The 20735-nt window shown below is 28.4% G+C and carries 22 protein-coding genes and 1 tRNA gene; 6 read left to right on the top strand and 17 right to left on the bottom strand.

All coding sequences use genetic code 11. The annotated features are described in order from the left end of the window. Positions 1–304 precede the first annotated feature (304 nt). Positions 305–1306 carry a GGGtGRT protein gene (locus BN2920_RS09505; protein WP_058294777.1) on the bottom strand — a complete coding sequence of 334 codons (1002 nt, stop codon included), beginning with the start codon at positions 1304–1306 and terminating at the stop codon, positions 305–307. A 25-nt stretch (positions 1307–1331) separates the two neighbouring features. Then, positions 1332–2024 (bottom strand): iron-sulfur cluster assembly scaffold protein, encoded by a 693-nt coding sequence (locus BN2920_RS09500; RefSeq protein WP_058294776.1) that lies wholly within the window; start codon positions 2022–2024, stop codon positions 1332–1334. Between the two features lie 429 nt (positions 2025–2453). Here BN2920_RS09500 and BN2920_RS09495 point away from each other — a divergent pair. Continuing rightward, positions 2454–2540 (top strand) — tRNA-Leu (locus tag BN2920_RS09495). A gap of 312 nt (positions 2541–2852) precedes the next feature. Here BN2920_RS09495 and BN2920_RS21385 read toward each other — a convergent pair. Continuing rightward, the gene (locus BN2920_RS21385) at positions 2853–3011 is read right to left on the bottom strand and encodes a hypothetical protein (protein WP_157065771.1); all 159 of its coding nucleotides are present in this window, start codon (positions 3009–3011) and stop codon (positions 2853–2855) included. A 272-nt stretch (positions 3012–3283) separates the two neighbouring features. On the opposite strand from BN2920_RS21385, the gene BN2920_RS21920 reads away from it, so the two are divergent. After that, the gene (locus tag BN2920_RS21920; RefSeq protein ID WP_058294775.1) at positions 3284–3577 is read left to right on the top strand and encodes a hypothetical protein; all 294 of its coding nucleotides are present in this window, start codon (positions 3284–3286) and stop codon (positions 3575–3577) included. Between the two features lie 67 nt (positions 3578–3644). Here the strand turns inward: BN2920_RS21920 and BN2920_RS09485 are convergent, their stop codons facing one another. The 5 genes from BN2920_RS09485 to BN2920_RS09470 all read right to left on the bottom strand — a co-directional run bounded on the left by BN2920_RS09485 (position 3645) and on the right by BN2920_RS09470 (position 7136). Then, positions 3645–4250, bottom strand: a complete 606-nt coding sequence (locus BN2920_RS09485; protein WP_058294774.1) for an ECF transporter S component — start codon at positions 4248–4250, stop codon at positions 3645–3647. Between the two features lie 95 nt (positions 4251–4345). Further along, complete coding sequence (locus tag BN2920_RS09480; protein ID WP_058294773.1) at positions 4346–5200, bottom strand: phage replisome organizer N-terminal domain-containing protein; 855 nt, start codon at positions 5198–5200, stop codon at positions 4346–4348. A gap of 301 nt (positions 5201–5501) precedes the next feature. Further along, positions 5502–5654 carry a hypothetical protein gene (locus BN2920_RS21380; RefSeq protein ID WP_157065770.1) on the bottom strand — a complete coding sequence of 51 codons (153 nt, stop codon included), beginning with the start codon at positions 5652–5654 and terminating at the stop codon, positions 5502–5504. Between the two features lie 131 nt (positions 5655–5785). Next, positions 5786–6325: a DUF5662 family protein gene (locus BN2920_RS09475; RefSeq protein WP_058294772.1), complete on the bottom strand. Its 540-nt coding sequence runs from the start codon at positions 6323–6325 to the stop codon at positions 5786–5788. Between the two features lie 172 nt (positions 6326–6497). Beyond that, entirely contained in the window at positions 6498–7136 is a 639-nt protein-coding gene (locus BN2920_RS09470; protein WP_058294771.1) for a hypothetical protein, read from the bottom strand. Between the two features lie 143 nt (positions 7137–7279). Between BN2920_RS09470 and BN2920_RS09465 the strand changes: the two genes are divergently transcribed. Further along, complete coding sequence (locus tag BN2920_RS09465) at positions 7280–7768, top strand: prolyl-tRNA synthetase associated domain-containing protein (RefSeq protein WP_058294770.1); 489 nt, start codon at positions 7280–7282, stop codon at positions 7766–7768. A 56-nt stretch (positions 7769–7824) separates the two neighbouring features. Here BN2920_RS09465 and BN2920_RS09460 read toward each other — a convergent pair whose 3' ends face one another. The 8 genes from BN2920_RS09460 to BN2920_RS09425 all read right to left on the bottom strand — a co-directional run bounded on the left by BN2920_RS09460 (position 7825) and on the right by BN2920_RS09425 (position 16755). Then, positions 7825–8049, bottom strand: a complete 225-nt coding sequence (locus BN2920_RS09460; protein ID WP_058294769.1) for a hypothetical protein — start codon at positions 8047–8049, stop codon at positions 7825–7827. 108 nt (positions 8050–8157) lie between these two features. Beyond that, complete coding sequence (locus BN2920_RS09455) at positions 8158–9186, bottom strand: threonine aldolase family protein (protein WP_058294768.1); 1029 nt, start codon at positions 9184–9186, stop codon at positions 8158–8160. A gap of 156 nt (positions 9187–9342) precedes the next feature. Beyond that, on the bottom strand, positions 9343–10866 hold the full coding sequence (locus BN2920_RS09450) for an ABC transporter permease (RefSeq protein WP_058294767.1): 1524 nt from the start codon (positions 10864–10866) through the stop codon (positions 9343–9345). Continuing rightward, the gene (locus BN2920_RS09445; protein ID WP_058294766.1) at positions 10857–11594 is read right to left on the bottom strand and encodes an ABC transporter ATP-binding protein; all 738 of its coding nucleotides are present in this window, start codon (positions 11592–11594) and stop codon (positions 10857–10859) included. Before BN2920_RS09445 ends, BN2920_RS09450 begins: the two co-directional genes overlap by 10 nt. A gap of 5 nt (positions 11595–11599) precedes the next feature. After that, complete coding sequence (locus tag BN2920_RS09440; RefSeq protein ID WP_230143554.1) at positions 11600–13117, bottom strand: HlyD family secretion protein; 1518 nt, start codon at positions 13115–13117, stop codon at positions 11600–11602. A gap of 1 nt (position 13118) precedes the next feature. Then, positions 13119–14267: a TolC family protein gene (locus BN2920_RS09435; RefSeq protein ID WP_058294765.1), complete on the bottom strand. Its 1149-nt coding sequence runs from the start codon at positions 14265–14267 to the stop codon at positions 13119–13121. A 282-nt stretch (positions 14268–14549) separates the two neighbouring features. Further along, positions 14550–15248: a response regulator transcription factor gene (locus tag BN2920_RS09430; protein ID WP_058294764.1), complete on the bottom strand. Its 699-nt coding sequence runs from the start codon at positions 15246–15248 to the stop codon at positions 14550–14552. A 52-nt stretch (positions 15249–15300) separates the two neighbouring features. Next, a complete protein-coding gene (locus tag BN2920_RS09425; RefSeq protein ID WP_058294763.1) occupies positions 15301–16755 on the bottom strand; it encodes a sensor histidine kinase in 1455 nt (484 codons plus the stop codon). A gap of 189 nt (positions 16756–16944) precedes the next feature. Between BN2920_RS09425 and BN2920_RS09420 the strand changes: the two genes are divergently transcribed. Then, entirely contained in the window at positions 16945–17598 is a 654-nt protein-coding gene (locus tag BN2920_RS09420) for a macro domain-containing protein (RefSeq protein ID WP_058294762.1), read from the top strand. Positions 17599–17648: 50 nt separating this feature from the next. Here BN2920_RS09420 and BN2920_RS09415 read toward each other — a convergent pair whose 3' ends face one another. Beyond that, positions 17649–18191, bottom strand: a complete 543-nt coding sequence (locus BN2920_RS09415) for an NADH peroxidase (protein ID WP_058294761.1) — start codon at positions 18189–18191, stop codon at positions 17649–17651. 548 nt (positions 18192–18739) lie between these two features. On the opposite strand from BN2920_RS09415, the gene BN2920_RS09410 reads away from it, so the two are divergent. Both BN2920_RS09410 and BN2920_RS09405 read left to right on the top strand, forming a co-directional pair. After that, complete coding sequence (locus tag BN2920_RS09410; RefSeq protein ID WP_058294760.1) at positions 18740–19645, top strand: DUF5685 family protein; 906 nt, start codon at positions 18740–18742, stop codon at positions 19643–19645. Then, positions 19646–20272: a J domain-containing protein gene (locus tag BN2920_RS09405; protein ID WP_058294759.1), complete on the top strand. Its 627-nt coding sequence runs from the start codon at positions 19646–19648 to the stop codon at positions 20270–20272. It begins immediately after the preceding gene. Positions 20273–20735: the final 463 nt, after the last annotated feature.

Here is a 20735-nt window from a genome sequence, read left to right as displayed (position 1 = left end):
CTAACTACAGTATAAAACTACGTCTAATATTATTTCTTCTATACGTTCTATCGAATAATCTATAACTGAAAATAACATAAAAAACAATTCAAATATTACTAATTTAACAGTTATATTTAAACAGTGTATAATTTGTTTTTTAAATCATATTCTTAATTTATGCTACAAAAACTAAAAATGCTAATAATAAATAAAAAATAGCACACGTCATATATAAAATAAAATTTATCTTAAAATATGATGTGTACTATATAAAAATCCGATTATTTATTTATCAAAAATACTGTAAAGCTAGAAACTTAGCCTATTTGTTCATTGCTTCTTCTACAGCAACAGCAACAGCAACAGTAGCTCCTACCATTGGGTTGTTACCCATTCCGATAAGCCCCATCATTTCAACGTGAGCTGGAACTGATGAAGAACCTGCGAATTGTGCATCTGAGTGCATTCTTCCCATAGTATCTGTCATACCGTAAGAAGCTGGACCTGCTGCCATGTTATCTGGATGAAGAGTTCTTCCTGTACCACCACCTGATGCTACTGAGAAGTATTTCTTACCTTGTTCAACACATTCTTTCTTGTATGTTCCTGCAACTGGATGTTGGAATCTTGTTGGGTTAGTTGAGTTACCAGTGATTGATACATCAACACCTTCCATATGCATGATAGCAACACCTTCTCTAACGTCGTCAGCACCGTAACATCTTACTTTAGCTCTTTCTCCGTTTGAGTATGCTTTTTCTTTAACTACTTTAACTTCTCCAGTGTAGTAGTCAAATTGAGTTTGAACGTAAGTAAATCCGTTGATTCTTGAGATTATGAATGCAGCATCTTTACCTAAACCATTTAATATAACTCTTAATGGTTCTTTTCTAACTCTGTTAGCTTTTTCAGCTATTTTAATAGCACCTTCAGCAGCAGCGAAAGATTCGTGTCCTGCTAAGAATGCGAAACATTTAGTTTCTTCTCTTAAAAGCATAGCTCCTAAGTTTCCGTGTCCTAAACCAACTTTTCTATCATCAGCAACTGATCCTGGGATACAGAATGCTTGTAATCCTTCTCCGATTGCTTCAGCAGCATCTGCAGCCTTTGTGCAACCTTTCTTTATAGCTATAGCAGCACCTAAAGTGTAAGCCCATCCAGCATTTTCAAATGCGATTGGTTGAGTTTCTTTAGCGATTGTGTAAGGATCAACACCTTTTTCAGCACAAACTGCCTTTGCATCTTCTAGAGTCTTCATTCCGTATTTTTCTAATACAGGAGTGATTTGATTAATTCTTCTTTCATAACTTTCAAATAATGCCATTTTAAAATTCCTCCTTTACAAATAATTATTTATGTCTTGGATCGATTAATTCAGCAGCGTCAGCAACTCTTCCGTATTGACCTCTAGCAGCTTCTAATGCTTCGTTAGCATCTACACCTTTAGCAATGCTTTCCATCATTTTTCCTAAGTTAACGAATTTGTAACCTATTATTTCTTTATCTTCATCTAAAGCTACATCTGTAACATAACCTTCAGCCATTTCTAAGTATCTAGGTCCTTTAGCTAAAGTTCCGTACATAGTACCAACTTGAGATCTTAATCCTTTTCCTAAATCTTCAAGACCTGCTCCTATTGGTAATCCACCTTCAGAGAACGCTGTTTGAGTTCTTCCATAAACTATTTGTAAGAATAATTCTCTCATAGCAGTGTTTATAGCATCACAAACTAAGTCTGTGTTTAATGCTTCTAAGATAGTCTTTCCTGGTAATATTTCTGAAGCCATAGCAGCTGAATGAGTCATTCCTGAACATCCAATTGTTTCAACTAATGCTTCTTGGATTATACCTTCTTTAACGTTTAATGTTAATTTACAAGCTCCTTGTTGTGGTGCACACCAACCTATACCATGTGTTAAACCTGATATATCAGTTACTTCTTTTGATTGTACCCATTTTCCTTCTGCAGGAATTGGTGCTGGTCCATGATTAGGACCTTTAGCAACTACGCACATTTCTTCAACTTCTTTTGAATACATCATATAATTTGCTCCTCCCTAATTAATAGATGATAATAACTATTGAACTGCACAACCTGTTTAATAGTTATATACTATTGGGCATAATCCGACCCGCTAGGGTCGTTCCCCCTATTTCTATAATAGCAAATCATTTTGCTTGTCACAACCTTTAATTTTAAAAATGTACTCAAAAAGTGAAATTAATATAAATTTTTAATCCAATTTGAGATTTTCTTTAAATTCTCGCATAATATTTTCTGATTAATTAGTAAAATATATAAACCTAGTTAGATTTTTTTATTTCTTTTAATGCATAAGATGCGTTATTACATGTAAATTTATTCAATAATTTATCTCTAAATTTTTCTATTTATAAATAAATTATAAAAAAAATAATTTTATGCTTGAATTATTTTTTTATTCATGCTAGAATATTTTTTGTTGGTGCATGCCGGTGTGATGGAATTGGCAGACGTGCTGGACTCAAAATCCAGTGGTAGCGATACCGTACCGGTTCGACCCCGGTCACCGGCACCATTATTTTTATCAAATCGCTGTATTGCTTGGGTGTAGCCCCTTGTAGTACGGCTTTTTTATTTTGTTTGCAATAACTAGAATTAATATTTATTTTCCAACAAATCAACTAATTATTCCATGGTCTATAAATAATTTATTTTAATAAATACAATAAAAAATCTATAAATTATTTATAATCTCTATGCTTAAACTTCTTTAATATATAAATTACAATATCAAGTCCCAAACTAACTAATTTTTAAAAATAATCTATGCACTTATATAAAAAAGGTATATTAAAATAATTAATTATTATTTTAATATACCTTATATTTAGGCCTTTATTTTATCTTTTAATTCTTTTTTCTCATTATTCAGTACATCAATTAAATAATTATCAGTATATATTTTTCCTAATCTTAATTGCCTATTAATTTCTCTTATTCTTTCCTTATATTCTTCTAAGAGTTCATCACTTATGTTTTCTTGCATTTCCTCACCCTACTTATTTTTCTATCATAATTTATACTTTAAGAAGTTTATCATATATATTTTTTTTCGACAACTTTAAATTATAAAAAAATATAATTATTTTAAAATATTATTGTATTAAGTAACTTTATGGAATATAATTACAATAGAGATATGTATTATATAAATCCTATTATCTTGAAAGGGATTAGTAAAATGTTTATCTAAGAACAAATAACTCAAATACAATTAAGAATGTAAAGCATTTAATAAAAAATTAAGGGGGATTTCATATGTATGCGCTCTCAGAATTTTGTTGCTTCTTGCTTAAGAAATTATATAAGTTTTTAAAAATCACAGGATTAATTGTACCAACGGTAGTTATTTCATTAGTCATATCAATAGATGAATTATTTTTAAATTTCAATTCTCATTCTATAAATATTATTAAAGAATCTGAATTTATATTAATTGATTTTTCTATAATAATATTTCTATGTATAGTTATTAAAAAATTTAAACTAGTATACAAAAACTTCATATCTAATATAACACGAATTAAATGTAAACGTACAACTAATCATTGAAAATATATTTCTAAATAGAGAGTATTCCAATAGTATTAGAATACTCTCTTTGATTTATACTAAAATCTTATTCATTCGTTTTTCCAACTGGTAATAATAATCCCGAATTTTTTAATATGGGTCTTAAAACATTATATATAAATGCCACCAATATTACAGACACTACTGAATTAACAAAAGTAGTTACAGTACTAAGCTTTGCTAATATAGAAGCTGCTTCCTGCGGCTGTCCTAAAATATATTGTTTATAAAAGTATCCTACAACTGGATCTGCAACTACATTAAATGCTAAGCCACCAACTGCTGCAATTATACTCCATTTAAATATATACTTTTTATCATTGCTTTCACTTATTTTAGCATAATTATGTGCTATAAGTCCTGTAATTAATCCAATACATAGCTTTAATAAAAATGTTTTTGGTGCAACAATAATATATACTGGATCTAATATATCTGCTATAGTCATTCCTATTGCACCAGCTAGTCCACCATACAAGCCTCCGAGTAAAAGTGATGCTAACACACAAAACGCATTTCCTATATGCAGTGATGATGCATCTCCTCCTGGTAATGGAATTTTAATTTGAAGAAATGTAAATGATACAAAACACAATGCAGCAAGTAATGCAGTCTGAATTAATTTTTTAGTTCTAATATTTTTATTTTCCATATAATATAGCCCCCTTATAACTTTTAATTGTATATAAAAATATTATGGTCATTATATCACTGCAAAAAATTTATAGCAATTGTACCCATACGATATTACGTGAGATCAAAAACTTTTACAACCCTGCTTTCACCAATAAAAAGCTCATCCTGATCTTCTGCAAATATAGAAATCACTTCTTCCGTTCCGAATACCTCCTTAATTTGCTCTGCAGTCATTTTTTTATTAATATTTTTATCATCTTTTTTTAAAGATACTCCTCTTTCCTCTGTACCTATTTTATCTTTTGCTTTTTTATTACTTCTATCTGTGTTTTTTATTTTAGGATTACAATTTATAGTCATTTTATTTGAATTCTCTATATTCTCATTATTACTTAAATTACTTTTCATAAAATATGTTGCGTTATTATTATCTTTTTGATCATTAGTCTTATTAATAATATTAATTGGCTCAGATTCTTTCTCATAATGTGTCGTTTCATTATTTTTTGTGATTTCATCTATGACATCATTCCTAACTTCAACTTCTATAATATTATTTTTATTATCTCTATCTTTTACTAATATATTATTCTGGAACTTTTCATCTTCCTTGTGATCATCTTTTATTATTTCTTTTCTTCTGCAATTATTTTGGTGCTTGGCCCAATTTTTCACCTTAAAAGTATTTTCTTCTGATATATGAATAATTTCTAATTCATTTAAAACACCTATAGCATATTCAACTTCTTCATAACTTCTGTTAAATTCTATTCCTAAAGTTTCTATTGTATAAGGCATATTTTTTGTAATATATAACTCTCCATCTAAATCTACTTTTCCAGCTAATACTATTAATCTAGCTAAAACGTAATGTATAAGATCCCTTCTAGCCATTGTATCAATTATCTTACACTTGATATCATCATACATATCCACTCTAAACCTAACATGAGTTCTCTTTTTCATAATTTATCACTCCTATAAATAATTTTTTCCTTCATAAAAGATATACGCGCGAGATTAAAAAAACACATATAATTTTTAGTTTTTTTGATCTTATTTTTTATAAAAAATTCTCTTATATAATAGATATATGGTTTAGTACTAAAAATCTATATGTTTTTTATAAATTTTTTATATTTTTCGTTCGACAAAATATTATTATAAATAAAAAATCGTCAATATAATTTTCTAAAGAATTAAAAAGCATTTGTATTGATTAGTTTCATCATAATCAATACAAATGCTTTTTAAGTAACAAAATCAATTAATTTTTAAATACAATAACAGCTTCAGTAGCACTTAAAATTTTTACATCCAAAATGTCCTTTCCACTATACCTAAGTAGCTCTTTATTCAGTTTGTTACTTAAGTCGTCTAAGTTCTCACCTCTTAATACCATTGTAGATACTACGTTCATATCGTCCCCCCCCATAAACTCTATTAAACTTCATATATTAATTAACACTCCACCATATTAAACCTTTTCATGGAATGTGTTATTTAATTTATAATCTACTTATAATCATAAATTAAACAATATATAATTACTTATTTAAGAATATTATTCTTTATATACTTTAAAGTATTTTCTTCACCTTCATCACATAGTTTATTAAGTAAAAATTCCAAAAGCTCTCTGCTTTCAGGATGCAGTATATAATAATCTTTTCTTGCTTCATAATACTCCAGCGCACTTCTTTGAGTATATTTTTCCTTCAAATAATTTTTTGAAGCACTCATCCTATCTATAAACATTTCCACAACATATTTAGTCGGCATATTCATACCTTTTAGTCCTTCACTTTCTTTAATACCGTAATCTATCCAATACTCAAAATGATGTTTATTTCTTCCTTTATGATGCAGCCATGCCTCTGAAAGTCCTTCTTGTTTCTTTTGAATGCCATTTGGACTAATACTACCGTTATAGTACTTAATTCCAGCAAAAAATTCCACTGGATTATACTTCGATAAATCATGTAATAGTCCCTGTTTATATAAACCGACTTTAAAACAAGATTTCATTACTAGTAATTTGTGATTGGTTATTGTTATAAAGTGTCCTAATGCATTTTTAATTTTACTCATTTTTATTATATGTCACCTTACTTTATATTAATACAGTTTTTAATACATTATAATATAATTCTTAATTACATTATACATTAAATGTTTTGATATTTTAACCCTATATAATCTTTAATTTAGAGATTTTCACAAAAGAATTAAGCATAGGTTACACTCAAACGGAACCTTATGCTTAATTCTTTTTAATATTATTTATTTCTTCTTTTATATCTTGAATTTGAGATAATAAATCTTCCATTTTATTTTTAAGTACTCTAATATCATCATTTTTCTTATTCTTTTTTGAATATTTTTTAGATGATCCACTGCCTTTCTCTTCACTTGATTCCCCTTCTGATTTTGATACACCATAAGAGGTCATATTATCTTCTGCAGAGCTCGTTGAGGTCTGATTACAGAAAGGATTACTTACATTATAGTACATAGGATTAAAATATCTTCCTGGTCCACCTTGAAAATACTGTTGTTGTGAATTATAAGTCAATATAACTTGCCCTACGAGTTCAAGCCAATTTCCTACTGCATTTTGAACATTAAATGGCATATTTCCAGCCATTACATTTCCGAGTATTTCTGCAACTACTATAAAAAGTTCTGGATTTACATTTTGGAAACCTCCCGGAATATCATTGCATCCAAAATTAAATCCACCTCCTGTATCTTGTGCATTACCATCACTTGTAGTTTTATCTCTAAACTTTTCTTCATTGGATTTATTATCTTTACTATTTTTTAAATCATCCATATTTATGTTTCCAAGTCCACAAGCTCTAAAAATATCTTCAAAATTACCAAATCCATTGCTATCCATATTTTCTCCTAAAAAGAGCTTTCATTTATTATATTAAATCTTTTTAATACATGTGACTCATATCCTAAAGATATATCTTGTATGTGTTATAATATAATTGTTTCATAAAATATACATAATTTAGTCTAAAAGGAGTTATTTATATGCTTACTGAAATCCTTGTTTACAAAACATTAGCTGATTTGAACATAAAATATGATATAACAAAACATCCTGCCGTTTTTACTGTAGAAGAAGCAATTGCTATTGATGAACTCAATATAGGATATGGATGTAAAAATTTATTTTTAAAAGATAGAAAAGGTTCTAAATTCTTTTTAGTTGTCCTTTCACAAAACAAACGTGTTAATTTAAAAGATCTTCAAAAAAAACTATCTTCTTCTCCTTTAAGCTTTGCTTCTGAAGAAAAACTTTATCATTACCTCAAGTTAACCAAAGGATCAGTAACTCCTTTTGGAATTTTGAATGATATTAATCATGAGGTTGAGCTTGTTTTTGATAAAAATATTATAAATGAAAACTACCTTGGCTTTCATCCAAATGTGAATACTGCAACCGTCTGGATATCCTTTAAAGATTTAGAAAAGGTCATTGAAAAATGTGGAAATAAAGTTCATATAATAGAAATCTGATATATGGAAAAAGGTTGTCCTAATAATTAGACAACCTTATCTTATTAATTATATAATTATTGAGCTGTAACATTAAAAAATAATGCCCTTCCCACTTCAGTAGCTTTTATAGCTGCTTTTATTTCTTTTGCTGCTGCTTGACTATCTGCAACATCTGCATCAAAATATAATTGAATACCTTGTTTTTTATTTAATTTAAATGGCTTTTTTCCTTCAAATTCTACAGCTTCAACTATTGCAACAATATCATCTTGTCTTAATGCACAATTTACTAATATCATTTTTTATTCCCCTCTCTTACTTTTCAGAAATTGTATTTTATAAAAATGCTATAACAAATATAACATAATTACATATTTTTTTCAAATCAACACTCTTCAAAATTATTACTATTTATCAAATTTTTTTATTATTTTAATAAATTCATATACAATATTTTCATCTGTAGCCCAAGAGGTTACAATTCTTATAGAACTATTTTTATCATCTACACGAATTATATCTCCAAGAGAAAATTTTTCTTCGAGTTCACTTATTAAATCATTAGGTAAAATAGGAAACTGTTGATTAGTTGATGAATCTGATTTAAACTTATATCCTTTCTCAGAGATTGCATTTTTAATTAATATAGCCATCTTATTGGCATGTCTAGCCAATTCAAAATATAAATCATCTTTAAATAGTTCCTCAAATTGAATTCCCAGAAGTCTTCCTTTAGCTAACATTGCACCCTTCTGCTTTATTAAAAATCTAAAATCTTCATTTAAAGAATTATTACATATCACAAGTGCTTCTCCAAATAATGCTCCATTTTTTGTACCTCCTATATAAAAAGCATCACAAAGCTTTGGCAAATCACTTAATTTAACATCACTTTCTTTTGATGTAAGACCTACACCTAAACGTGCTCCATCTAGAAATAAAAGTAAATTATTCTTATTGCAGCATTCCTTTATGGCCTTTATTTCATCTAATTTGTATATTGTCCCAATCTCTGTTGAGTTTGATATGTATACCAATTTTGGTTGCACCATATGTTCATCAGTATGTTCATTGACTATTTTTTGAATCATCTCTGGCTTTAATTTACCATCCTCACTTTGTGCAGTCAAAACTTTATGTCCTGTAGCTTCAATTGCTCCAGTTTCATGAACATTAATATGTGCAGTATCTACTCCAATTGCAGCCTGATGTGGTCTTAAAAAAGACGAAATTGCAATTGCATTTGTCTGAGTTCCACCAACAAGTATATGTATGTTAACATCGTCACAATCAATTGCCTTTTTTATAAGTCTCTTAGCATTTTCAGTATGATAATCTGTGCTATATCCACTTGTTTGTTCCAAATTTGTTTTCACCATAGCTTCCATTATTCTTGGATGAGCTCCTTCACTATAGTCGTTTACAAAACTGTACATTAACTCTTTCCTCCAATTTTTAATATATTATGTGATTTTTACAATTTAATTCACATATATCTATATTTTTATTAACAAAGGAGCTTGTACTCGACAAAGCTCCTTTGTTATTCTACTACTAAATTATATCATTATATGCAATAAAATCAATATATTCTATTCGTATCTTAATGCCTCAATAGGATCAAGAGATGCTGCTTTTTTAGCTGGATAATAGCCAAAGAAAACTCCAATAGCCATAGAAAATGTGAAGCTTCCTAATATTACTACAGGAGATATAACAACTGCATATCCCATTAAGTTAGAAGCAACTGCACCGCATACAATGCCTAGAATTATTCCTATAATTCCTCCCATTGCACATATAATCATAGATTCTATAATAAATTGCATCTTAATATGACTACCTTTAGCACCTAATGCCTTTCTTGTACCAATTTCTCTTGTTCTTTCAGTAACTGATACAAGCATTATATTCATTACACCAATCCCACCAACTACAAGTGATATTCCTGCTATGGCTGATATAGCAAGAGCTATTGTACTCATCATTGATGTCATTGATTCAAGCATACTTTCCATATTGCTTACACTAGCTTCCCATTCAGTATTTCTAGCATATATTTGATCAAAGTATGATTGAACTTCGTCAGTAAAATCCTGTATATCAACATCATCATTTGCTCTTATTGTAAGTGATTGATAATTTTTATCTGTTGAAGATGTTTTAACAGCAGTTACAGGTATATATAAATCTGTAGTTAATTTTTCTTCTGAGGCTGTTGTAACTGTTCCTTTAGACTTATATTCATAAATGCCTATTATTGTATATGAGTAAATTGCATCTGATGTATATATTTTAACCTGCTCTCCTATTGGATCTGCTCCTTCTCCAAAAATTTTAGTAACTAACTTATCTGACACAACAGCAACCTTTTTTGCACTATCCATATCTTTGTCAGAAATATATCTTCCATCAATAAGCTCTATGTTCTCAACATCTGCATAACCAGGATTAGTACCTTTTATGCTTACATTGGCATATGCTGTCCCATCTTTAGCTTTTCCTGAATCTTTAGTTTCTGAAACACTAACAGCTTTAATTTTATCACTGAAAGTTTCTTCTAGATCCTTAATAGTATCCATTGTTATAAGGTCTTTATCATCTGGTGTAGAAGCATCTGAGCCAAACATTCCTGGACGACCTCCGCCGCCTCCGCCACCTGGCATTCCACCACCACCAGATGGAGCACCGCCTCCGCCACCTGGCATTCCGCCTCCACCAGATGGAGCACCGCCTCCGCCGCCTGGCATTCCGCCTCCACCAGCTTGTGGGCCACCTCTACCAGCTTCAGGGCCCCCACCGCCCGGCATATCACCACCTTGTGGATCACCATCTGCCATTTCGCTATCTTTACCATCTCCACCATTATTACCATCTTGAGATTGTGGTGTATCTGTAGTAGTTGTGGTGCTCTTTTCAGTTACATTTACCATAATATTACTTGTTCCCATATCTGCCATTGAACTAGTTACAGAAGAAGTCATTGCATTTCCTACTGAAACAATACTTATTACCGATGCTATACCTATAATTATACCAAGCATAGTAAGTATTGCACGCATTTTATTAGATTTAAGCCCTGCTAAAGCTAATGCTATATTTTCTTTTATAAACATGATACTTCACCATTTCCAAATCTTTTAAAATATCTTTTATTATCTTCTTCTGATATGATGTTACCATCTTTTAATGTTATTATTCTCTCTGTCTCATCTGCTAGTTCATTATTATGTGTTATAAACACTATGGTCTTTCCCTGTTCTTCATGCACTTTATGAAACAAGTCCATTACTAATCTTCCTGTTGCTGAATCGAGTGCTCCTGTAGGTTCATCGGCAAGTATTATGCTTGGATTTGTAGCTAAGGCCCTGGCAATTGCTACTCTTTGTTTCTGTCCACCTGATAATTCATTTGGCTGGTGACTCATTCTATCTTTCATTCCTACCAGCTCTAAAAAGCTTTCTGCTCTTTCTTTTCTTTCTTTTCTGTCCATTCCAGCATAAAGAAGTGGTAATTCAACGTTTTTTAGTGCTGAACTTCTAGGTATTAGATTATAAGTTTGAAACACAAAACCTATTTTTTTGTTTCTTATTTCTGATAATCCGTTATCTGATATATCCTGAATATTAGTTCCATCTAAAATATATGAGCCAGAAGTTGCCCTATCAAGCGCTCCTATTATGTTCATAAGTGTACTTTTACCAGAACCAGAACTACCAACAATAGATACAAATTCTCCTTCTTCTACTGTTATATTAATTCCTTTTAAAATGTTTAACTGATTGGGAGTTCCTATATAGAAACTTTTTACTATATCTTTCATTTCTATTATTTTTTTATTCACGATAATCACTCCTCACCATCTTTTTTAGGTTCAGTAATATTAGTCACATCTTGTGAATTCCCTTCTTTATTTGCCTGTAGAGGCTTTTGAGGTAACTTTATGTCAACCTCATCTCCTACCTTGTAACTTGATGGGTCATTTAAAATAATTAAGCCATCACTTAAATTTGTTCCACTTACTTCAGTATAAATATCAGATTCTAATCCTGTTGTTATTGGTATTGACTCTACTACATACTTTCCACTTTTTTCTTTAGCTGCATAAACAACAGATTGTCCATTTTCATTTTTAATCGCTTCATATGGTACTGCATAAACATCATTTACTTCATTTGTAATAATATTAACAACTGCATTCATTCCTACTTTAACAAGTTCATTATAATCATTTATTTGAACCTTAGCAGTAAATGTTACATCACTGCTTGTTGAATTTGATGTGCCACTTCCTGATGAAGAAGATCCACTACTACTTGAAGAACTGCTTGAAGTACTAGCTACTGCACTAGAAATTGGATCAACACTTACAATCTCACCATTTAATATTTGATTTTCTGATGCATCTGTTGTAACTTGTACCTTTTGTCCAACTTTTACATTTGCTATTTCAGTTTCATCAACGTCAACATCTACTATTAAATCTTTTAAATCTTGTATTACAAAAAATGCACCCGAACCACATTTATCTCCTACAGCAACATTAACTGCTGTAATAGTCCCATCAACAGGTGCTATTACCTTACTATCTTCAAGCTTTGCTTTTTTAGTTTCAAGCTGCAATCTGTCACTATTATCATTATAGCTTGCAAGAGCACTTTCATAATCAGTTTGTGCATTTTTTAAACTCTGCTCAGCAGAAACCTTAGCAGAGTTTAATGCTACTTCTGCTTTAGTATAATCATTTTTTGCGTTTTCAAAATCTATCTCTTTTGATTTAAGATCATTTTCTGAAATATCTCCATTTTCATTAAGCATTTTATTATATTCATAAACTCTTTGAGCATTTTCAAGTGAAAGCTTAGCTGATTCAAGAGTTGCATTTGCATTAACTACAGAAGAATTTAAATCATTATCATATAAATTTTTTTCATCTTCATATGCTTTTTTCGCTTTTTCTAATGTTAATTTTGCTTTTGTTTCATTAGCAGTTACAGTTGCTTCTAGTTGTTCAATTTCCTTTTCAAAATCACTTGTATCAATTACAGCTAAAACATCTCCTGCTTTTACCTCATCACCAACTTCAACATTCACTTCTTTTAAAGTATAATTATCATCAAAATTTGAATACACATTGGTAGATGTTCCACTTTTTATTGCTCCTGATGAACTTACAGTAGTCATTACATTTGTTTTATTTAATATTGTATATTTCACCTTTGTTTGTGAATCTTTATTAGATTTTGATTTTTTTATAGTTATGCCTATTGCCGCTGTAGTAACAACTAATACTATAGCAATTGTTGAAATAATAACTTTTTTATTTAAAAACTTTTTTATTTCTATATCTTTAAAATTAAAGCTCAATTTAATAGCCCTCCTTCATTTGCAAATAATTCAAATATGTTAATAAAAAATTATTTTTGTCACTAACAAAACTTGAAGTTTTATTATCTAACTCTAATTTTTTATCACTTAGTTCTTTATCAGATGCAAATCCAGATAGATTTTTTTGTTTCATAAGGTTATAGTCAATTTGACTTTGATTTAATTCATCATAAGTTGTCTTAAGTTTATTATATGAACTTATTAATGTGTTGTATTGCTCCTTAAATTCTAATTCAGCATTTGTTTTTGTTGATTCTAAATTTAAATCTGCATTATCAACATCATAATCATAAACTTCATCACTATCATATGAATCTTCACTATCATCAAGTTTATCTATTTCTATTTCCTTCAATTTTATATCATAATTATTACTTAGCATTTCTTGTAAATCTTCATCATAATTAATATCAAGTACATCGTCAAATGTATCTTCTATGTTTGTATCGAAAACAACATCACTATTAATATCTAATCCTAATGTAAAACATAAATTATTGCGTGCTAATTCAACATCCTTCTTTTTTGATTCATAATCATTATTAGAAGTAGTATTAGTAATACTATAAGAGTCATATTCTTTTTTAGATATAAATCCATACTCATATTTTTTCTTATATAATTCTAAATCTTTTTGATCTGATTTAAGTTGATCTTCCATAAGTTGTAAATCTGATACAGCACTTAAATAAGCTACATATTCTTTTTTAGCTGAATACACCTTATTTTCTACTGTAGTTCTATAATTTATTTTTGCAGATTTTACTGTGTATTTATAACTTTCTTCCTCATCTTCTTTAGAACTTAATTGGCTCTTTAAATTGCTCAATTTAGTATTATATGATTCATATTCACTATCATACGTATCAGATCCAGTATCTGAAGGTGCTTTTAATGAATATATTTCATCTTCTAAATCATCAACAGCATCTTTTATATCTTCATACTTCTGTAGCGTCTGCTTATAATTATTTTCTGCAATCTTCATCTCTATGCTGTTATCAAGCATTACCTCTTTTATGTTTTCTAATGAAATTGCAGTTTGTCCACTATCACTTGATGCAAATACTGGAACTGTATTTAAGATTAATAATGACGTAATCAAAAAACATAGTATTTTTCTTTTCAAATTTATTGCCTCCTTTAATAAGTTACTTCTTTAAAAAATAGTTAAACAAGTGTTTTTTGAATAAAATAATTTTTTACAGATTAATTATAGAGATAAAATATAACTTTCCTCTAAAACAAATCTAAACAATTTATAAACAAAATGAATAACATGAACTTTAACTTATATTTTAATTTACTTTTCTTAACGGTAGCTTAATAAATTTTTCTTTACATAGTAAAAACCAGATGTAAATGTATCTTTATCCATCTGGTTTTCATATTTTATATTTTAACTTTTTATTTAAATATTAAATCTATATCCAGCTCCCCATATGGTTTCTATATATTGAGGATCACTGCTATCTATTTCTATTTTTTCTCTTATTCTATTAATATGTACAGTAACTGTAGATGTATCTCCTAATGATTCTTCTCCCCAAATTCTATCTAATAATTTATCTTTAGAAAAAACTATGTTAGGATTCATTGCTAAAAACTGAAGAAGTTCAAATTCTTTATTGGCTAATCTAATTTCATTATCTCCTACATATACACGTCTTGCATCACACATAAGTTTTAATCTTCCAAGATCAATTATATTATCTTTTTCTCTGCTTCTTTTATCAATATTAGTCAATCTTTCATATCTTTTTATATGAGCAGTTACCCTTGCAACCAACTCACTTGGACTAAATGGCTTAACAATATAATCATCAGCACCAATGCCAAGGCCTTTTATCTTATATATATCATCCTCTTTAGCTGTTACCATAATTATAGGAATCTCTTTATACTTTCGCACCTCTCTGCATATTTCAAAACCATCTTTTCCTGGTAACATTACATCAAGCAAAATTAAATCAAAACCTTTATTTAATGCTAATTCTAACCCTTGATATCCAGTAGCTGCAATTTCTGTTCCAAAATTATTAATTTCAAGATAATCCTGCTCTAATTCAGCAATACTTTTATCATCTTCAATTATTAGTATTTTTTTCAACTTTTCCACCGCCATCGTTAGTCTATATTTCCTATCTAAATTTTAAACTTACTTAATCTGATAATATTTTAGGAATTAATATTTCTATTACCAGTCCATTATTGCTATACGCTCTAATTTTCCCTTTATGATTATCTATAATTTGTTTCGCAATAGCAAGTCCAAGTCCACTGCCTTCATTGGTTTTTGTACGTGATGGATCACACCTATAAAAACTTATAAATATTTTTTCAAGTTCTTCTTCACTTACACCTTTTCCATTATCACTAATTTTGATAACAATATCATTTTCTTTTTCATACATATTTATTTTACAGGTTCCAATACTATCTTTTTTATATTTATAACTATTTTCTATAATATTTAAAAGAACTCTATCCATCTGTTTGCAATCTATATTTACTTTATCTTTTTCATTGCAATCATTGACCAAGAAAATTTCAAGTCCTTTATTTAAAAATTCTTCTTTTATTTTTAAATAGAAATTATTAATATAATCATTTATTTTAATTATATCAAATTTAAATGGGAACTTACCAGTATCTAATTTAGAAAACAGGAATAACTCTTCAACTAGTCTATCCATATCACAAGCTTTATAATAAATTGTATTTAAATATTTCTTTTGTTTTTCTGGTGTATTAGCCACATTATCTCTTAAACCTTCTACATACCCTTTTATTGCTGTTAATGGAGTTCGTAAATCATGTGATATTCCCGCCATAAGCTCTTTTCTATTTTCTTCATATTTTATTCTAGTATCAATACTTTCTTTTAATCGTATCCTCATCTCATCAAAGTCACTACAAACTTTTTTAAATTCATCATCCTTACTATAGTTAACTTCAAAATCAAGATTCCCTTTTTTTATTTGATCTGCCCAATATCTTAATAAATCTAAAGGTCTAATAATGCTTCTTGCAATTCTATTTGATAAGATTCCATTGGTTAAAGTTATTACTAGTATTGATATTAAGCCAACTAAACTAATATATGTAAGAAAATATGCTCTCATATGTTTTCCCATATCAAATTTTGCAGGTTCATACGAAGAGTTTATAGTAACTATTTCTACAACCTTTCCTTTATGAAAAAAATTTGTTTTAACCAGTGATATATGATTAACTTCAAGTACTAATGAATTTGATTGTTCTAACAGCTCACTTCCTATTGTAGAAATAGATTTCTTATCATTTTCTGTAATGTTAGAAAAAAGTATTTCATTACCATATTTTATAAATAAATTATATCCTTCTGGTTTTAACATTTCTTCTAGTTCAAAAGGCAATCGTTTGAAATATTCTTCATCTTCTAATTTTTTGAAATCAAGCCTTAGTCTATCTTGAACAAAGTAAGCTCCTGGCGTATTTAGTTCATAGTCATTCATTTTTGATTCAACTAATCTTAAGAAAGGTTCTTTAATTATTGTTGATATACTTATTATTGATACAACCGGTATTAAAAGCATTAATATATTAGATATTACAATACTTTTTTTTATTGTCATATTTTCTTCTCCTTAACATATTATTAATTACTTTTTATTTTAAGTGTTTACAGATAATTTAGTAAAGTATTTTTAATGCTATTTCTATATTATATTTTCATTTCTATATTATCCAATAATTTCTTTTTATTTTCTATTCTTTGGTGTAAACTATAATTAATTAGAATTTATATTATTGAGGGGATATATATGACAAAAGTTAAGATAATATTAGACGATATAACAAAAGTTAAATATGATGCAATTGTTAACGCTGCAAATGCCTCTCTTCTTGGTGGTGGTGGCGTTGATGGTGCTATTCATAAGGCCTGTGGTGAACAATTGCTAGAAGAGTGTAAATTTTTACAAGGGTGCCTTACAGGAAGTTCAAAGATTACTCGATCATATAATTTAACTACACAAGGTATTTTCTGGATAATCCATACTGTTGGACCTATTTACAGACATAATGGACACGAAAATAAATATTTAAGAAATTGCTATCGTTCAGTTCTAAATGTAGCTGTTAACTATGCCTCTTATTATTCTGAGCAATGCATTAGAATTATAAATGATCATCTTTACTTATTTAATAGCTCAAGGAAAAAAGAATCAACTGTTGATCAATTTAACAAATATATCAGTACTTATCCAATAAAAACACTTGCTTTTTCTTCTATAAGTACTGGAGCTTATGGGTTTCCAATTAAAGAAGCAAGTAAAATTGCATTAGAAGAAATATTTAATTTCATAAAAAATACGCCTAATAAATTAGATGAAATTGCAATGGTATGTTTTGATAAAAAAACTTTTGATGTTTACGAATCTACTTATAATGATTTAGTTTTAAAATTAGGAGAATAAAAAAAATAAGATAAGAGTACAAAAGTACTCTTATCTTATTTTTTTATTTATTAACCGAAATATCTTTCTAATAATCCTTTGAAAGCTTTTCCGTGTCTAGCTTCATCTCTTGCCATTTCATGAACTGTATCATGTATAGCATCTAAGTTAGCAGCTTTAGCTCTCTTAGCTAAATCGAACTTACCTTCAGTTGCTCCATTTTCAGCAGCTACTCTTAATTCTAGGTTCTTCTTAGTTGAATCAGTTATAACTTCTCCTAATAATTCAGCAAATTTAGATGCATGTTCAGCTTCTTCCCAAGCTGCTTTTTCATAATATAAACCAATTTCTGGATAACCTTCTCTATGTGCAACTCTAGCCATTGCTAAATACATACCTACTTCGCAGCATTCTCCTTCAAAGTTAGCTCTTAAGTCAGCCATGATATCTTCTGATGAACCTTGAGCTACTCCTACAACATGTTCTGCTGCCCAAGTCATATCTCCAGCTTGTTCTTTAAACTTATCAGCACCTACACCACACACTGGGCACTTTTCTGGAGCTGTTTCTCCTTCATAAACATAACCACACACTGTACAAACAAATTTTTTCATAATAAACTCCTCCTAAAATATCTATAATTATTTTTAATTTATTATCTTTTGTTTTTGTCTCTTTCAGATATTATTATATAATAATAATTATCCGTTGTAAATAGCTTTTAGAAAAATTATTTATTTATTTTCTATATTATTCATAAATAATAAATATTTAATACACTTTGTCCATTTTAATATTATATTCCAATAAAACTATTTTATGAGTTAATTATATCTCTTCCAAGATAAAAAGCAACTGTGCTTTAATTAAAAGCGTGTACTAATTGTAAAAAAAAGTATTGTTATGTAAATCTTTATAGATTATCACTCATTAATTATAGTACTTAATATCATTTTTTATCATATTTTTTCTTAAAACATTCTCAATACTTTGTCGAATTAGATCTTTATTTAATTTTTATTATATAATCCTATTCCCCTATAAATAATTATTAATAATATATTAACTTTTTCTTATTAATCTTCTATACTGTTGTTTGAATTATATTAATTACTGTATAATATAATAAGTTTATAATGAATTAAATTAAGGAGTGTTGACCTTGTTTGGATATGTTACTCCATTAAAAGCTGAAATGAAAGTCAAAGATTACGAAAGATTTAAATGTTATTACTGTGGTCTTTGTTGTCATATAAAGAACAATTTTGGTAATGTTCCTAGAGCATTCTTAAACTATGATATGACTTTTTTAGGTTTGTTATTAGATGGTCTAAGTGCTGATGAAATAAAAGTAAAAAAGCATTTATGTGCGCTTCATCCATCAATGAAAAAAATAATAATTGATGATAATGAGGCATTATCTTACGCTGCTGCAATAAATATTGCATTAGTATATTATAAGTTTATAGACGATGTTAATGATGATGATAATTTAAAAAGTAAATTTAAAGCTGCTCTATTATCACCTTACCAAAAAAAGTTTTCTACTTCCATTATAGAAATAAATAATAAGATACGTAAATGCTTAAATGATCTTTCTCTATTAGAAAAGAATAAAAATTTTACTTGTATAGATGAAATTTGTGAGCCATTTAGCAAATTAGTTGGAATAGTTTTAAAAGAATATCCTTTCAATCTAAAAGATGATTCTAATGAACTAAGAGAAACACTATATCAATTAGGATATTCTATTGGAAAATGGATATATTTAATAGATGCTTTAGATGATTTAAAGTCTGATATAGAAAAAAATAAATTTAATCCATTGAATTATTTATATAATAAAGATAATTTAGATTATAATAGATTTATGGAATCAATAAAACAAAGAGTTCAGTTCACAATATTAAATTGCGGCTATACTTGCATGGAAAATTTAAACAAACTTAATCTAACTCGAAATAAAGATATAATTTTTAATATAATTGAACTTGGATTAATGGATAAATATTTAAAGGTAATTGAAAATGAAGATAAAATTAACAAAAGCAAGAGGAGTGACTTATAAATGAACCCATATGAAGTATTAGGATTAAAACAGGGAGCAAGTCAAGATGAAATAAAAAGTGCATATAGAAAACTTATAAAACAATATCATCCAGATCAATATATTGATAACCCACTTAAAGATTTAGCAGAACAAAAGATGAGGGAAATAAATGAAGCATATGATACATTAACTAAAAATAATGGTAACTATGGAAGTTCAAATAATTATTCTAATTCTACCAATTCTTCAACTAGTTATAGTAATACATCTTCTAATAACTCATTTAATCTACAAGAAATAAGAAGATATATAAATAGCAGAAACTTTACTGCTGCTGAACAAAGCTTAAATTCTATTCCAAATAGAAATGCTGAATGGCACTTTTTATATGGAGTTGTTATGCTTAACAAAGGTTGGTATGATTCTGCTTATGAACATGTTAGCACTGCTACCCGTATGGATCCAAACAATTTTGAATATAGACAGGTTTTAAATTCTCTAAATCAAAGAACTACAAACTATTCTAATCCATATTATAGAACAACAAGAGGCGGTTCCCAAGATCCATGTGATTGCTGTATGCAGTTATGGTGTTTAGACACCTTATGTGAATGTTTTGGTGGAGATATTATTAGTTGTTGTTAATTTACATATTTTGTTAGTGTTTTAGAAATTGAGTCTAAATATATGACTTAATTTCTTTCTTTATATTAATTTATAGGAAGTGATACAATGAAATCTAAACATATTGCTGAAAGCGGAATTTTAATAGCTCTTACTTTAGTAGTTCTTTATGCTACCTCTTTGTTGCCAATAAGTACTTTATCCGTTCTCACCATATCATCATGCTTAATTCCTATCTGTATTATTAGAACTAGTATAAAAAATGCTTTTCTAGTATACGCTTGTAGCAGTATACTTAGCTTAATGATAATACCTATTAACATTTCACTAGCATATATATTGTTTTTCGGAATTTACGGAATAATAAAGCATTATATTGAAAAGATTCATAAGCTAACTTATGAAATATTATTAAAATTACTTACATTTAATGTGCTACTCTTAATTATATATTTCATAATGACTGCTTTCATTGGAAATATTG

This window comes from Clostridium neonatale (assembly GCF_001458595.1).
In the GTDB taxonomy this organism is placed as follows: domain Bacteria; phylum Bacillota; class Clostridia; order Clostridiales; family Clostridiaceae; genus Clostridium; species Clostridium neonatale.
This window is presented reverse-complemented; position numbering and strand designations above follow the sequence as displayed.